The organism is Streptomyces liliifuscus (assembly GCF_016598615.1).
GTDB lineage: Bacteria > Actinomycetota > Actinomycetes > Streptomycetales > Streptomycetaceae > Streptomyces > Streptomyces liliifuscus.
The window spans coordinates 102641-116033 of record NZ_CP066832.1 but is presented as its reverse complement, the minus strand read 5'-3'; the positions used below and the strand labels follow the sequence as shown (position 1 = coordinate 116033).

The 13393-nt window shown below is 69.7% G+C and carries 13 protein-coding genes and 1 pseudogene; 8 read left to right on the top strand and 6 right to left on the bottom strand.

Going from position 1 to position 13393, the window contains the following annotated elements:
- Window positions 1-123: 123 nt before the first annotated feature.
- A complete protein-coding gene (locus JEQ17_RS48675) occupies window positions 124-1149 on the top strand; it encodes a C40 family peptidase (RefSeq protein WP_200402219.1) in 1026 nt (341 codons plus the stop codon).
- Between the two features lie 184 nt (window positions 1150-1333).
- On the opposite strand, the pseudogene JEQ17_RS50400 reads toward JEQ17_RS48675, so the two are convergent.
- A pseudogene (locus tag JEQ17_RS50400) lies at window positions 1334-1468 on the bottom strand (DM13 domain-containing protein); the annotation flags it as partial.
- A 245-nt stretch (window positions 1469-1713) separates the two neighbouring features.
- On the opposite strand from JEQ17_RS50400, the gene JEQ17_RS48665 reads away from it, so the two are divergent.
- Window positions 1714-2028, top strand: coding sequence for a hypothetical protein (locus tag JEQ17_RS48665; protein WP_024127536.1), 315 nt, complete (start codon window positions 1714-1716; stop codon window positions 2026-2028).
- 48 nt (window positions 2029-2076) lie between these two features.
- Here JEQ17_RS48665 and JEQ17_RS50615 read toward each other — a convergent pair whose 3' ends face one another.
- Window positions 2077-2199 carry a hypothetical protein gene (locus JEQ17_RS50615; protein ID WP_258404859.1) on the bottom strand — a complete coding sequence of 41 codons (123 nt, stop codon included), beginning with the start codon at window positions 2197-2199 and terminating at the stop codon, window positions 2077-2079.
- A 322-nt stretch (window positions 2200-2521) separates the two neighbouring features.
- Here JEQ17_RS50615 and JEQ17_RS48660 point away from each other — a divergent pair, with 322 nt between their 5' ends.
- The 6 genes from JEQ17_RS48660 (at window position 2522) to JEQ17_RS48635 (ending at window position 6884) form a co-directional block, all read left to right on the top strand.
- Window positions 2522-2983, top strand: coding sequence for an MFS transporter (locus JEQ17_RS48660; protein WP_234048886.1), 462 nt, complete (start codon window positions 2522-2524; stop codon window positions 2981-2983).
- Window positions 2980-3561, top strand: a complete 582-nt coding sequence (locus JEQ17_RS48655; protein WP_200402218.1) for a class I SAM-dependent methyltransferase — start codon at window positions 2980-2982, stop codon at window positions 3559-3561. Before JEQ17_RS48660 ends, JEQ17_RS48655 begins: the two co-directional genes overlap by 4 nt.
- Before the next feature lie 31 nt (window positions 3562-3592).
- Window positions 3593-4387 carry a class I SAM-dependent methyltransferase gene (locus JEQ17_RS48650; RefSeq protein ID WP_234048885.1) on the top strand — a complete coding sequence of 265 codons (795 nt, stop codon included), beginning with the start codon at window positions 3593-3595 and terminating at the stop codon, window positions 4385-4387.
- Window positions 4375-5040 carry a 3'-5' exonuclease gene (locus JEQ17_RS48645; protein ID WP_234048884.1) on the top strand — a complete coding sequence of 222 codons (666 nt, stop codon included), beginning with the start codon at window positions 4375-4377 and terminating at the stop codon, window positions 5038-5040. Before JEQ17_RS48650 ends, JEQ17_RS48645 begins: the two co-directional genes overlap by 13 nt.
- A 74-nt stretch (window positions 5041-5114) precedes the next feature.
- Window positions 5115-5888 carry a PIG-L deacetylase family protein gene (locus JEQ17_RS48640; RefSeq protein WP_200402216.1) on the top strand — a complete coding sequence of 258 codons (774 nt, stop codon included), beginning with the start codon at window positions 5115-5117 and terminating at the stop codon, window positions 5886-5888.
- Window positions 5889-5954: 66 nt separating this feature from the next.
- Window positions 5955-6884, top strand: coding sequence for a carbon-nitrogen hydrolase family protein (locus tag JEQ17_RS48635; protein ID WP_200402215.1), 930 nt, complete (start codon window positions 5955-5957; stop codon window positions 6882-6884).
- An 84-nt stretch (window positions 6885-6968) separates the two neighbouring features.
- On the opposite strand, the gene JEQ17_RS48630 is transcribed toward JEQ17_RS48635, so the two are convergent.
- The 4 genes from JEQ17_RS48630 to JEQ17_RS48615 form a co-directional block, all read right to left on the bottom strand.
- Window positions 6969-7808, bottom strand: a complete 840-nt coding sequence (locus JEQ17_RS48630) for an SDR family oxidoreductase (RefSeq protein ID WP_200402214.1) — start codon at window positions 7806-7808, stop codon at window positions 6969-6971.
- A gap of 146 nt (window positions 7809-7954) precedes the next feature.
- Entirely contained in the window at window positions 7955-9292 is a 1338-nt protein-coding gene (locus JEQ17_RS48625; protein ID WP_200402213.1) for a helix-turn-helix domain-containing protein, read from the bottom strand.
- Window positions 9289-11799, bottom strand: a complete 2511-nt coding sequence (locus JEQ17_RS48620) for a hypothetical protein (protein WP_200402212.1) — start codon at window positions 11797-11799, stop codon at window positions 9289-9291. Before JEQ17_RS48620 ends, JEQ17_RS48625 begins: the two co-directional genes overlap by 4 nt.
- Window positions 11800-12226: 427 nt before the next feature.
- Complete coding sequence (locus tag JEQ17_RS48615) at window positions 12227-13000, bottom strand: hypothetical protein (protein WP_200402211.1); 774 nt, start codon at window positions 12998-13000, stop codon at window positions 12227-12229.
- Window positions 13001-13393: the final 393 nt, after the last annotated feature.

Below are 13393 nucleotides of genomic sequence, written 5' to 3'. Positions count from 1 at the left end.
CACTTGCGGGACGAACTACTAAACTACTAAGTTCTAACGCGCTTGCTCACTGGCAGCCGTGCACCGATCCGACGGGCACGCTCAGTTGCTTGGTCCAAAGACGCGCAGAGGAGCCACCCCAGCATGGGAACGCACCGTCGGCCGAAGCCGCCCAGCCGCGCCCGGATCGCCACGCTCGGCATGGCCGCCGGCGCCGTCAGCCTCCTGCCGACGCAGGCCCAGGCGGCCCCCAAGCCCACGGTGGACGAGGTGCGCCAGCAGGTGGAGAAGCTCTACGAGGAGGCCACGGCTCCCACAGAGGAGTACAACCGCATCAGCGCGGAGCAGAAGAAACTCCAGCGAGAGGCCGACCGCGCGCGGGACCGGCTGGCCCGCAAGCAGCAGGAGGTCAACGAACTGCGGGAGAAGATAGGCCCGTTGGCGGCCGCGCAGTACCGCAGCGGCGGCATCGACCCGAGCGTGCAGCTCTTCCTGTCCGGTGACCCGGACGACTATCTCGAACAGGCCGAGATGCTCGACCGTACGAGCAACCGACAGGCCGACGCCCTCGGGGCGATGCAGGCCAAGCAGCGCGAACTCACCCAGGAGCGCCAGACCGCCCAGGAACGCCTGAAGGACCTGGAGGAGACGCGTACCAAGGCCGCCAAGAAAAGGGACGAGGTCCAGGCCAAGCTCACCAAGGCGCGCAAGCTCCTGAACAGCCTGACGGCCGCACAGCGCGCCAGAATGGAAGCCGACCAGGAGCGGGACGACGCCGCCGCGGGCGTCAGCGACTCCGCCGCCACCTACAACGGCCCGGCGAGCGGCCGCGCCAAGGCCGCGCTCGACTTCGCGTACGCGCAGCTCGGCAAGCCCTACGAGTGGGGCTCGACGGGCCCCAACTCCTTCGACTGCTCGGGGCTGGTGGGCGCCTCCTGGCGCACGGCGGGGGTCTCGCTGCCGCGCACGGTCAAGGAGATGTACGACGCCGGCCGCAAGGTCGCCCGCTCCGACCTGCAGCCCGGCGACATCATCTACTGGTACAACGACAACCAGCACAACGGCATGTACGTCGGCAACGGCAAGGCCATCCACGCACCGCGCACCGGCAAGAACATCGAGATCGTCCCCCTCGACAGCATGCCCTTCTTCGCCGCCAGCAGGCCCTGAACACCAACACCCGTACTCCTGCCGGTTCCCGCGCTCTGCGTCGTCATCTCACGACCGAGGCCGTAGGGATTCGTCCGCGACGTCGATGCCAGGTGCCGCAGGACTCAGAATTCCGGCACCCGATATCCCGGTGCGGATGGGGGCTCACGTCCCCGACGCCCTGGGTTGAAAATCCGTCAGGCAGAGCCAGTTCCGCCGCGCCGAACGAGACGTCGAAACGGTCGCACCAGATGCTCACACTCATGTACTCGGCCGGGTCGACATCGGCGGGCAGGACGTAGTTCTGGTCGCCCTTGTTCCCCTTCAGTGCGCCGAGATTCTCTGAGGGCGAGGGCGAGGATCTCGGGGCACTGAGTGGAGGCAACGTGCAGACCTCGGCGGACACTGCCGCCGGGGTCCTGCACTGTCCAAGATCTTTTCGCCGACAACCGCTGTACGGAGAGAACGACCCCTGAAGGAAGCCGCGGTGATCCCCTCCCCGCTCCGTACGAAGGGGCAACGCCCGGCGCGGCGGGCCCCGACAGGCGCGGTCCTCACGGACCCGATACGCGCGATACTGGAGAGATGAAGGTCGAGGTCTTGGCAGTGCTGGACTGCCCGAACGCCGAGCCCGCCGTCCTGCAGGTGCGTCGGGCGCTCGACACTCTCGGCTTGCACGACACCGAGGTCACCAGGCGCGTCATTACCGACCAGCAGCAGGCCGAACGGGCAGGCTTCACCGGGTCGCCGACCATCCTGCTCAACGGGCGAGACCCGTTCGCCGAGCCCGGACGCCCCGCGGGACTGGCCTGCCGGGTGTACCGAACTACACACGGATTCGCCGGCACCCCCGACCCCGGCCTGCTCCTGCAGGCACTCGAAACAGCCTCCCCATCCTGACCTGGAAGCCCCTCGCCCCATCAAGATCACCCCAGAGTGTCCTTCGGCTCACTTGGGCCCCCTCGCCAAGGGCTGGCCGCCATGCTGGGGATCGCGGGCAATCCACAGCACGAGGTACGCGATCCAACCCAGCAGCGCGGTGGCGATCAAGTAGGGGGCGTGGTTCTTCATCGCAGGGTTTCCTCCAGGTGTTCCGCACAGGCGTAGTCGGCTGGCGGCGGCAAGGGCTCGACGGCGGGCGGCCGCTCGGCTGCCGAGTGATCTTGTAGCAGCCGGGAGGAGAGCAAGTAGGGTATGGCCTTCGTCACAGCTCCGAACGGGGATAGCGACACGATGCGCTGCTGCTATGCGACACCGACCACGTCGCCAGTCGCCTCGTAAAGCGACACGACCTGCGGGGGACACGGTCTGTGCGGGAACAAACCTGCTGGACCGGCTCGGTGCCTCCCCATCCGCGTTCGGCGTGATCATGGGCATCGGGGGTGCTGGCGGGGTGGTCGGTGCGTTGCTCGCGCCGAGGATCGCCGCCCGGATCGGTATCGGCCCCACGATCATCGTGGGGTTCGCGGTCAGTCCCCTCGCCCAGGTGCCCCTGCTGTGTGCCGGGCCAGGACTGCGGTGGCAGATCGTCCTGGCCAGCACGCTGGCGGTGCAGTTGTTCTGGGCGACGGCGTCCGGGACCAGCCAGCGTTCCCTGCGCCAGGCCGTGTGCGACCCGGCCTTCCAGGGCCGGATGCAGTCCGCCAGCACCACGCTCACCGCCGGGGCACGCCCGCTCGCCGCCGCCACCGCCGGCGGCCTGGTCCTCCTCCTCGACGTCCGGGCCACCCTCGCCGTCGGCGCGCTCCTCCAAGTCGTACCCGTCGTCCCGCTGCTGGCCTCACCCGTCCGCACGCTGCGGAAGATCCCCACCCGCGCGGCCGTGCCGCCAGCCCGAGAAGGAGCCCCTTCATGACCACCGCGTCCACTGCGGCCGTGACCTACTGGGAGCCGCTCTGGTCCCAGGGCCGCCGCTACCGGCAGCTCGACGACACCGAGAACCGGCTGCTGGAAGACCACCTCGGCCCCGGTCGCGACCGCCCCGCCCTCGACATCGGCTGTGGTGACGGCTCGCTCGCCCGACGCCTCGCCGGACTCGGCTACCGCGCCACCGGCATCGACTGCTCCCCCAGCGCCATCGAGCTCGCCGCCGCCCAGGACACCGGGCCCGGACACGAACCGGCCTGGCGGTGCATGGACATCACCACCGACGACCTCCGTGTCCTGCCCGAGCCGGCGTACGCGGTCGTCACCTGCCGCTTGGTCTACCGATGGATCGACGACAAGGCCGCCTTCCTCGACCGCGTCCGCCACCTCCTTGCCCCGGGCGGGACCTTCTGGGTGGTCACCGAGATCGCCGGGCGCCGCCCCGCTACCGACCCTTTGCGGGGCCTCGGCATCACACCCGCGCAGGCGGAGATCCTCACCGCGGGCTGGTCCGCCGTCCAGACCGCCGACCTCGACGTCCTGCGCTGCTACGCCCTGCACCCCTGATCCCTGCCCCGGCTACCGGATGGAGAACCTGGTGACCAACGAATCGGACACCGTCGAGACCTGGAACGTCTACGGCGCCCACCAACTGGCCAGAAGGGTGGAGCTGCCCGAGCTGGACCGGTGGGACTGGGGCATCCCCGACATCGGTCCCGGCATCGAAGCGCTCGGCGACGTAGACGGGCTGCGCGTCCTCGACCTCGGCAGCGGCCTTGGCCGGCATGCCGCTTACCTCGCCGCCCGGGGTGCCGACGTCACAGCCGTGGATGCCTCCCCCGCCCAGCACCAGCGCGCCCTCACCCGCTACCCGGACTCCCCGGGTCTGCACCTGGTATGCGCCGACGCCGTGGCCCACCTGCGCGACGCCGATCCGTACGACCTGATCTACTCCGTCGGCTCCATGCCGTACCTGGACCCCGACCGGCTGTTGCCCGTCCTGGCCAACAACCTTGCACCGGGAGGCCGACTGCTCTTCTCGGCGCTGCACACCAACTCGGACGGCACCGGGCCGTCGGCCGAGTTGATGCCGCGCCCCGAAATCCTGCGGCTGCCCGGTACCACCGAAGACCACCGGGTGAACATGTGGGTCCTCACCCCGCAGCTGTGGGAGGACCTCTTGGTCCAGCACGGGCTCAGAATGGAGGCGGTCACCGCGATCGACTCCCCGAAGCCGGACAACCACGTCTCCTACCGGCTGTACGCAGCCCGGCACCTGCAGCGGGTGCCCAGCCCGGGCGGTCACGCCGGGCCAGTCCCCCGGACCGATGACCGAGCCGTCGACCGGAAGCCGACGGCGGTTCCAGGGGGAGCCACACCGTGGCCGCGCTGACGGACGATCCGCGGTTCGCCGCGACAACGTTCGTGGTGATCGACTTCGAGGGCCTCACCCCGGCAGGACGGCCCGCCGAGCCGATCGAGGTCGCGGCGCTGGCGCTGCGCCCCAGGGATGGCCGACTGGTGGAAACCGGCCGGTTCGAGGAGCTGATGCGCCCGCCTGCCGACGTGCCCGTGACCGCGCGGGACGTCCAGCTCAAGGGCATCACCCAGCGAATGCTCACCTCGGCGGCCCCCGCTGCCGAGGTGATGGCGCAAATCGAGGCGCGCCTGACTACGCCGCCGTACCGGCTGGTCGCCCACCACGCCTCCACAGAAGCCGGAATCATCGCCCGCCAGGCAGAACACTGTCCCGTACTCGCCGCGACGCCGCTCTTGGACACGTTGCGCCTGGCCAAGGCCGTCGTGCCCGGTCTTGGCTCCTACGGACTGGACAGCCTGCTCGGCCACTACCGCATCGCCAAGCCTGCCGGACGGCACCGGGCGATGCCGGATGTCGAGGTCACCGCTCAGGTGCTGATCCGCCTCCTGGACGACGGGTGCGTGGGCGGCCGGTGGAGCACGCTGCTTGAGCTGGACATGGCCGCCGGATTGCAGCCCACCCAGCCGCCCCCGGCTTCGGACGCGGAACAGGGGGCCCTGTTCTGAGCGGCGGCCCGCCGCAAGGAGACGTCGCGCGGCCGACGCCCCCCGGAACCACACCCGTAAGGAGACTCTCCACCATGAACGTCCCGCACCTGCCGTCGCTGCTTGGGGTGTTCGCGCACCCGGACGACGAGAGCCTCCTGGCTGGCGGCGTGCTCGCTCAGCATCACGCCTCCGGCGCCCGTACCGCCGTCGTCACCGCGACCTGGGCGCCGGACAGCCGCCGCACTCCCGAACTCACAAACGCCTTGCATGCCTTGGGCGCCGGCGCCGCACGCCTGCTCGGCTACAGCGACGCCCGCAACCCCGAGGCGGCCCCCGGCCAGCCTCGACTCGTGGATGCTCCCCTCGACGAAGCAGTCGGCCGCCTCGTCGCTCACATCCGGGCCTTCCGGCCCGATATCGTCGTCGGGCACGACTCGGTCGGCCAGCTGACCGGCCATCCCGACCACGTACGCACGCACCAAATCACTCTGCTCGCCGTCGAAGCGGCCGGCCTCGCCCACCTGTATCCCGAAGCGGGCCCGCCCTGGCAGCCGACTGCCCTGTACGCGGCTACGCACCCCGAGTCCGGTGTGGGCCTGCTCGGCCCGCTGTTGGAAGGGGTGGGCAAGTCCATCCTCGCGGTACCGGACTCGTACGTGACCACCAGCGTCGACGTCACACCGTGGGCCGACATGAAGTGGGCCGCGATCCTCGCGCACCGCGGCGAAGTCGCACGCGAGCGTTCCCTGCCCGGCATCCTCGCCCGCCTTCCCGAATCCGACCGCAACCGGATCATCCAGACCGAGCACTTCACCCACCTCACCGCCGGCCCTGCAAAGGGCGACCCCGTCCAGCTGACCCACTGACACCTCGGCCCTGTGCCGGCCGCCTTTCACCGCGTCCACGAGCAAGCACCTAACCGTAGGAGAGCGATGACGACGACTTCTGCCCCCGACGAGCGCCTCAGTGTGACCAGGGCATTGCGGCTGGCGGTCGCGCAGAGCACGGTGCCGGAGGACCCAACTGACCGAGGTGCACTGCGGGCAGCCGGGCAAGAGATCCGGGCCCTGATGGTCGAGGCCGCCGAGGCAGGTGCGCGGTTGGTGCAGTTCCCCGAGGGGGCGATCACCTACCCGAGCAAGCACGTCATGGCGGCGGGCCCGGCCGGCGAGCTGGTGCCGGCTGATTGGAGTCGTGCCGCGTGGGACGTGATGCGCGAGGAAGCGGAGTCGATCACCGCGCTGGCGGGGAAGCTCGGGCTGTGGACGGTGTTCGGATCGGTCCATCCGCTCACACCGCCGAACCGACCGCACAACAGCCTCTACGTCGTCGCCGACCGCGGCCAGCTGGTCGCACGGTATGACAAGAGGTTCCTGTCACACACCGAGGCTTCCTACCTGTACTCCCCTGGACACCAGCCGCTCGTCATCGAGGTGGACGGCATTCGGTTCGGCTTCGCATTGTGCATTGAGGCCAACTTCCCCGAGGTGTTCGACGAGTACGAGCGCTTGGACGTCGACTGCGTCCTGCTGTCGGTGATGGTCGACGACGCGCCCCGTGCCCGTGTCGCGCAGGCGTACGGGACGCTCTACAACTACTGGCTCGGCTACTCGGTCCCGTCCCAGTTCAGCGCTACGGTGCCGTCCGGGGTCGTGGCGCCCGGCGGGAGGTGGCTGGCGCGCTGTCCCGCGAACGGACAGCCCGCCCTCGCGATCGCGGACATCGACCTGGACTCGCAGGACGAAGACATCGACGTGGCCGTTCGCTGCGCCCGCCCGTGGCGGCGCACTGCGCGGGCCGGACTCTACGAGGAGCGGATCCCCGTCGGGGATCCGCGCAGCGAAGTACGCACCACGTTCTGAAACTGCCCTGCCCTCGGCATCCCCCCTGCCCAGGTCGCGTTGCCGGGCAAGGCGGGCGGTGAGAGCTGGCGCCGTGCCGTCGGTTCAGTGGCCGGGGCTTTGGCGTCGGAGGAACTCCCGGGCTCCGCGGAGGCGGGTGGCGAGGTATTTCTGGGTGACGCGGCTGTCGAGGTGGACGCGGAGTGCGCCGGGGAGGCCGCTGCCGGCGCGACGGGCGGTCGGCAACAGCGATGCGTCAAGGCCGTCTCGCTGTGCAATGAGGGTGCCGAGTTCGTGGCGAGTGACGGCGTCCGGGCCGGCGAGGTGAAAGATGCCCGCCGCATCGGACAGGGTGAGCTCCCACAGTGCGGCGGCCAGATCGCCGACATGGACGGGGCACCGGACATCGTCCGTGAACAGGGCCCCGTCCCGCGTGCCGGCGACCAAGGCGTGCACCATGCGTTCGTGCTCGGACCGGCCATCGCCGATGATCAGCGAGGTCCGTGCGACGACGGCGCCCTCGTCCAGCAGGCGCACGGCGGTTTCGGCCGCAGCCTTCGCCGCCCCGTACGGCGTTACCGGGTCGGGTAGGCACGTTTCGTCGTACTTGTCGTGGCGGCGGCCGGAGAAGACGGCGTCACTCGAGACGTGGACCAGGCGGATTCCCCGTTGAGCCGCGGCTTGAGCCAGGCGCATCCCGCCCTCGGCCGTGACTGCCCACTGGGATCCGCCACTGCTCGCGTTGACGACCGCCGTTGGGCTGACAGCGTCCAGGGTCTCTCGCAGGCTCGCAGGGTTGCGCAGATCAAGGCGGTGCCACGTCACTCCGGCGATCTCGCCGGGATGTGAGTGGAAGGTGGCGGCCGTCTGACGGCCCGCTGCATGTCCCTGGCGGGCCAGCTCGGCGCCCAGGAACCCGCTGCCGCCCACGATCAGTACCGTCATGCTTTCCACGCTAGGACAGCAACGTCCGTCCCGGGGCGGAACGTGAAGTGCATGGTGGGAGAGACGTCCAGCCGGTCGGTGCGGAACATCGCCTGCTCCGCCACGATCGACCGGCGCGGGGCCGCACGTGCCGTCCTGTCGTGAGGTCATCCGCACACCGCCTCGGGTGATCCGTCGTCGGGCCAGGTCGGGCGGTACGGGTCGTCGATGTTCCACCCCCGCCATGCGGGGTCGCGGAGCTCGCCCGTGCTCTCGTCGACCACGCCCTCGGGAACCAGCCGCAGCCGGGGCCGGGCGGGCCGGCGTCGCTCGACGGCGTACTGCGTGCGTTCGGTGAGCCACTGCCGGTACCGGCGCCGCTGGTCGCCGTGTCGTTTGCGGCGCCTTTCGCCCAGGCCGGCGGTGCCCCGGGTGAGGGCGACGTGCTCGAGCTGGTCGGGGTCGGGGCGAAGGCCTTCGCCGTCGGCCAGGTGGCGGGGCAGGTAGACCAGGCCGTCGGCTTCCTCGGCGAGACCGTCTTCGACGAGCTTGTCCAAGCGGCGGCGCACCGTGGTGCGGTGCAGGCCCGTCGCCGTGGCCAAGGACTCGACGTCGGCGCCGTCGAGCGGGTCGAGGGCGGCGAGGATCCGGGCGCCGGAGGTGCCGTGGGCGTAGTGGTGACAGGCGTCGGTACCCATCACGGCGCCCAGCGCGCGCGTGCTCACCTCCCGCTCCGTGTGCGCGCCCGGGACACCCTCTGCCCCCCTCTCCCCCGAGGCTGGACGGTGTCCCGGGCGCGCACACGACTCCTGGTCTTCGGGCTCTGTCGGGGGGATGCGCAGGGACCAGGCCGAACTGTGCTCTCCTGTGCCGGCCGCGACCAGGACCAGCCACCGGGCCGCACGCAGGCGGGCGTTGCTGGCTTCCACGGTCGAGCGGGCGCATCCCATCAGCTCGGCCAGCTGCCGTACCGAGACCTCGTGCTCGAGTCCGCCGGCCTGTTCGGCCAGCTGCAGCCGCGCGGTGAGGTTCTTGAGATCGGTGCCGCCGCCGGGCCCCGGCCACACGACGGCTTCGACGGCGCCCCGCAGGCGGGCGATCGCCACCATGGCATCGGCCCGGCACACGATTGTGCCGGAAGTGCCCACGTACGCACGTGCCTTGTCGAGCATCCCGGCGAGCTTGCCCTCGACGTACCGATCCCCCTTGCGCGAGCGCAGCGACCGCGCCCAGGCGCCGCCCGCCGTCGGGCGCAGCACCAGGGCCTCCCACCACTGCGCGAGGGTCCACTCCCGGCCGGGCTGGGAGACCGCGACCGCCAGGGCCATCGTCAGCCGGTAGCCGGAATCGGCGGCTGTCCTGCCCGCGTACCGGCCCTCGGTGTCGCCCTCCAGTAGCAGTCGGCGCGCCCGCCCCGACAGACCCGGCAGCCCTTGCACCCACTCGGTCAACGACGGCCGTCGCACCGGCCGGTGCGCGACAGCAGACCGTACGGGACGGTTCATGCCCCCACCCCCGCCTCGCTGCCACGTGCCGGCGAGCCCGGCAACGCAGGGGGCCGTCGTACGGACATCGCGCGCTCGGGCGGCGCGGGGCGGATCAGGCCACGGACCTGGGCGGCCGCTTGCGCATACCAGTCGGGTTCGGCATCCGCTTCGGACGTGGGCCGGGCGGCCCGCAACGCACGCAGCTGGTCGTTGAGGAGCGCGTGCGCCGTGTTGAACCGGGCCATCTGGGCGGCCTCTTCAGCGGCCTCGCGGGCCGCCTCGAGGCTGTCGTGGAGGTGGCTGCGCCGCATCTCGGTGGCGAAGACCTTCTCGTACTCGGCCTGGGCCGGCGGCTGGTGAGCGAACCAGTTCACAGCCCGGCGCTGCAAGGCGCCCAGCTGGAGTTCCGCCGCCAGCCGCGCCGCGAGCGCCACCGATTCGGCGAACACGCCTCCGCCCGCAGCCAGCAGGTCCTTCACCGCCTGGTCGACCGCTCTACGCATGGTCCCTTTAGTCCTGCGAACGGCATCAAGCCGGTCGGCCTCGCCGCTCATGCCCCAGGTGGCCACCGCCACGTCTACGGCCTCGGCCACCAGTTCCTCGACGCGGCGCTCGTCGCGGCACCGGCAGCACAGACCGGCTGTCTCCGGCTTCCCGCACACCTTGCAGGCCAGTGCCCGCTGGGCGGTCTCCTGGGCCGCACGCTGGGCCCGCTGCTCGGCCCACACCCGCTCACGGGCGTGCCGCTGGCGGAGTGCGTCCTCGCGGCGCACCGCGGCCGCGGCGGCCTCCCGCTGCCAGCACGCGTTGAGCTCCGCCTCGAACACCGGCCGGTCAACCCGGCCGCCGGCCAGAGCCGTTGTCGCCTTGGTGAAGGCGCGGGAGCGCAGCGCCCGTCCGTCCAGGACCAGCATCTGGCAGGCGGCGCAGTCGGCCCAGGTGTCCATCCGTCGTCCGTCGTCGCACCGACTGTCAGGGCACAACGCCCGGCGCGGCAGAGCACGGCCGACCAGCCACCCCACCGGGTCGGTGACCGGCACCGTGCCCTGCTCGGTCAACCGGCGCTTGAGCCGTTCCCGGAGAACCCGCTCGGCATCCACCCCTGGACCGCACGCCCCCGAGATCTCGCGGAGCCGCGCCTGGACCACCTTCGTGACGTAACGCCTGGTCGTCAGCCGGTCCAGCCGGCCCCACACCATGGCCACCGGCTCCAGCACACGCTCCAGCCCTTTGGGCACCTGAGCCCACACCGGCGGCGGCCCCCCCGACGCTGACCGCCACGCCTCAAGCGTCGACACCGCGGCCGACGAACCCGACTCCCCCTCCGCCAGCAGCAGATCAGGCTTGTCCCCGCGAAGCGGGCCAGCCCCGCCGTCGACGACCGTCACGTCACCGTGGAGACCATCCTCCAGCGTCGGGGAGTTCCCGCCCTCGCACGCGCGTACCGGCTGACGGCAGTACCCCGACGCGGCTTCGCCGGAAAACCCGAAACCTCCAGCACCCTCACCACGTACATCAGCCACAACAGCGTGGTCGGCGTGAGGGTCTGCAGCAGCGCAACTCGCCTCGAACGTCTCAAAGACGACCTGACCTGCGAAAAGATCGCTACCAGCGTCGTCGAGATCCCTGGGTGCAGTTCCGGAACCCTCCTCGGCGCCCCCAAGGTCATCCCACGACAGCTGCCGCCACCCATCCCCCTCCACCACAAGCACGTCGGACTCTTCACGCCAGGCACACCGAACACAGCGCGCAGCATCACCGGCAGACGCCGGATCAGCAGACGCAGAACTCTCCAGCTCGGCATCGTCCGGGACCGCGGCCGCGGACCCATGCGCGGCCGCCACCGTCGGCACCACGAGTCGACCCGGCGCGACCGTCACCGCTTCCGCGGCAACAAGCCGGCCCAGCACCGTCGCGGCCACCGGCACACGGCACCCCAGCATCCGCGCCAGCGTCACCGCCGCCCGGCCATGACGAGCCACCTTCTTCGCCAACGGCCCACCGACCAACGGAACCCGCCCGTCCGGCCGTGCATGCAGGGCGAGCAGAACCAGTGCCAGCCGATCCGACGCCGCGCCCCTCCCCCGCCGTCCCTTCTTCACCAGCAGACCAGGAGGCGTGGCGCACTGCTCACCCCACCCCGGAGCGAACAACTCCTCCAAAAACCGCAGCAGCGTCGCCAACTCGGCCTTCGTCAACGCCAAAGGTGCGCCGACGTCGTTCCGGGCCTCCCACAGAGCTTCCACCCGATACTCGACACCGGTCGGCAGCCCGTCGCCGCCCCGCAGCACACGCGCAGCGACAGCATCAACGTCACGAAGAACGTTGATTACTTCGTGGTCGACGGTCGACTCCGACACCCCGAGCCAACGACCCAGCTCCCTGGCCGTGATCTCAACCCGGCAGCTGCCATGGCTGGCCTTCGCCATCAGCACGAGGGTGCCGAGACGCACAACATCCTTGCGGCCGGCGAGCCTGGGATCGGAAAGCAGGGCGCGGACGGCCGTCAACAGCCGGAACCCCATGCCGCGCCCCAGCTGTAGGGCCAGAGTCGGTCGGTCGGCCAGGTGTGGAGAGCTTGACGAGACGCCATGCGAGGGCGCTCGCCCTGGAATTTTCGACTTCTTGGGTAGGCTTTCGCCTGCTTCAGGCATGACTGAGCCGACCCTCGTACGGGTAGCTATGATCTGCTCCAGTCGAGGAGGTACAAGGACGTCCGTCATCGCCACCCGGCGCGCTAGGCCGTAGCAGAACAGCCGGGCATGCGACGTGATTCAGCTAGGGATGTCGGTTGTGCCTCACCTCCTCGACAACAGCAGTGGCCCGGGACCGCAGATCCCGGGCCGTCCTGCTACATGAGCCCCCGCAGGGCGTTTCTCAGTGGAGCGTGCCGGAAGCCAATGCTTCGCGGTCGACTCCGGCTGCTGGCCTCTCGGCGGAATGCCCGGCGAGTCACTTTGTTTCCCGGTCAGGACGCCGGCCAAAGTGCTTGAGCTGGGGTCCGTACTCGTTGCGAAGGCTTATGTCGTCCACCGGACGACGGATCAGCCCGCCGTCCGGAAGGCCGTAGAGCTCGGACCAACGAGACTGTGCACCCTTTGTTTGGTGCTCGATGATTCGGATCGCTGAGCCACGGTGCTGCGACGACACATGCTGCTGCACCTTCTGGTACGTGGCGTCGTTGAGTGCGGTGCTTGATGTCGCAAACACCGTGACCTGTTGGGGAATGGTGCTGAAGCCCAGGAGAGCGATCTCCGTGTCTTGGACAGTGATCGTGGTGTCCAAGATCTTGCGCGGCCAGTGGAAGATAGTTTCGAGGTTCGGTGGAAGTTCAGCGATCCATTCGCCGATTGGGACTGCAACGAAGTTCGACCGCTGGTGCGCGAGGACAAATCCCGTGTGGGCACCGAAGTCGTTCGTTACCTCAACGCCCTCAGGGGTAATCCACAGGATTGAGTCCATCTTGGTGGCTGGGTCACGTGCTGCATCTCGCGCAGCGTTGACCGCAAGCGACACCCAGGGCTCCATCGCCCGAGCCTCGCTTCGAGAGCGCTTCTTGCCCGGCCAGACGAGCTGATCCACAAAGGCGAACACGCGTACGACAATGACGTCTTCCCCGTCGAGCGCACTTGCGTTCACGAGACCGAGCTGGGCGGCCTTGGTAACCCAGGAGCGGTTGACGTTGGCCGTGCTCGCGAGAACGGCCGGCTGCACGTAGGCGGACAAGGCGTCTCCAGTGTGTGTCCTTCAGGCTGTGGATCACCGTAGCGCATTGCGGCCCGATCTCGTGTCACGACGCGACACGCGTTTCGCTCGATTCCTCGCCCCCGCCTGGGCGTTCGTCCGAGTTGTCCGGTTATACCGAGCTGTTTGCGTGTCGCGTCGCGTCATAGTCGAGGCACTCAAGAAGGCCGAACGATACGAACATAGGAGTGCGCCTAGATCCCTACAGACATCGCTACAGACATCCCTACGGGCATCCCTACAGGCATCCCTATAGAACTACTGATGTAACTACGAAGGTGCCTTCTCAACGGCACGCCGAGTATCCCTGCTCATGGAAGGGCAGGCAGAAGTGCGGAGGCGCCGACCACATCGCTGTGGTCGGCGCCTCCGCGA

Bases quoted from the DNA above. Each gene is read 5' to 3' on its own strand.
- JEQ17_RS48675 (WP_200402219.1), top strand. From the start codon at position 124: ATGGGAACGCACCGTCGGCCGAAGCCGCCCAGCCGCGCCCGGATCGCC.
- JEQ17_RS48665 (WP_024127536.1), top strand. From the start codon at position 1,714: ATGAAGGTCGAGGTCTTGGCAGTGCTGGACTGCCCGAACGCCGAGCCC.
- JEQ17_RS50615 (WP_258404859.1), bottom strand. From the start codon at position 2,199: ATGAAGAACCACGCCCCCTACTTGATCGCCACCGCGCTGCTGGGTTGG.
- JEQ17_RS48655 (WP_200402218.1), top strand. From the start codon at position 2,980: ATGACCACCGCGTCCACTGCGGCCGTGACCTACTGGGAGCCGCTCTGG.
- JEQ17_RS48640 (WP_200402216.1), top strand. From the start codon at position 5,115: ATGAACGTCCCGCACCTGCCGTCGCTGCTTGGGGTGTTCGCGCACCCG.
- JEQ17_RS48635 (WP_200402215.1), top strand. From the start codon at position 5,955: ATGACGACGACTTCTGCCCCCGACGAGCGCCTCAGTGTGACCAGGGCA.
- JEQ17_RS48630 (WP_200402214.1), bottom strand. From the start codon at position 7,808: ATGACGGTACTGATCGTGGGCGGCAGCGGGTTCCTGGGCGCCGAGCTG.
- JEQ17_RS48625 (WP_200402213.1), bottom strand. From the start codon at position 9,292: ATGAACCGTCCCGTACGGTCTGCTGTCGCGCACCGGCCGGTGCGACGG.
- JEQ17_RS48620 (WP_200402212.1), bottom strand. From the start codon at position 11,799: ATGGGGTTCCGGCTGTTGACGGCCGTCCGCGCCCTGCTTTCCGATCCC.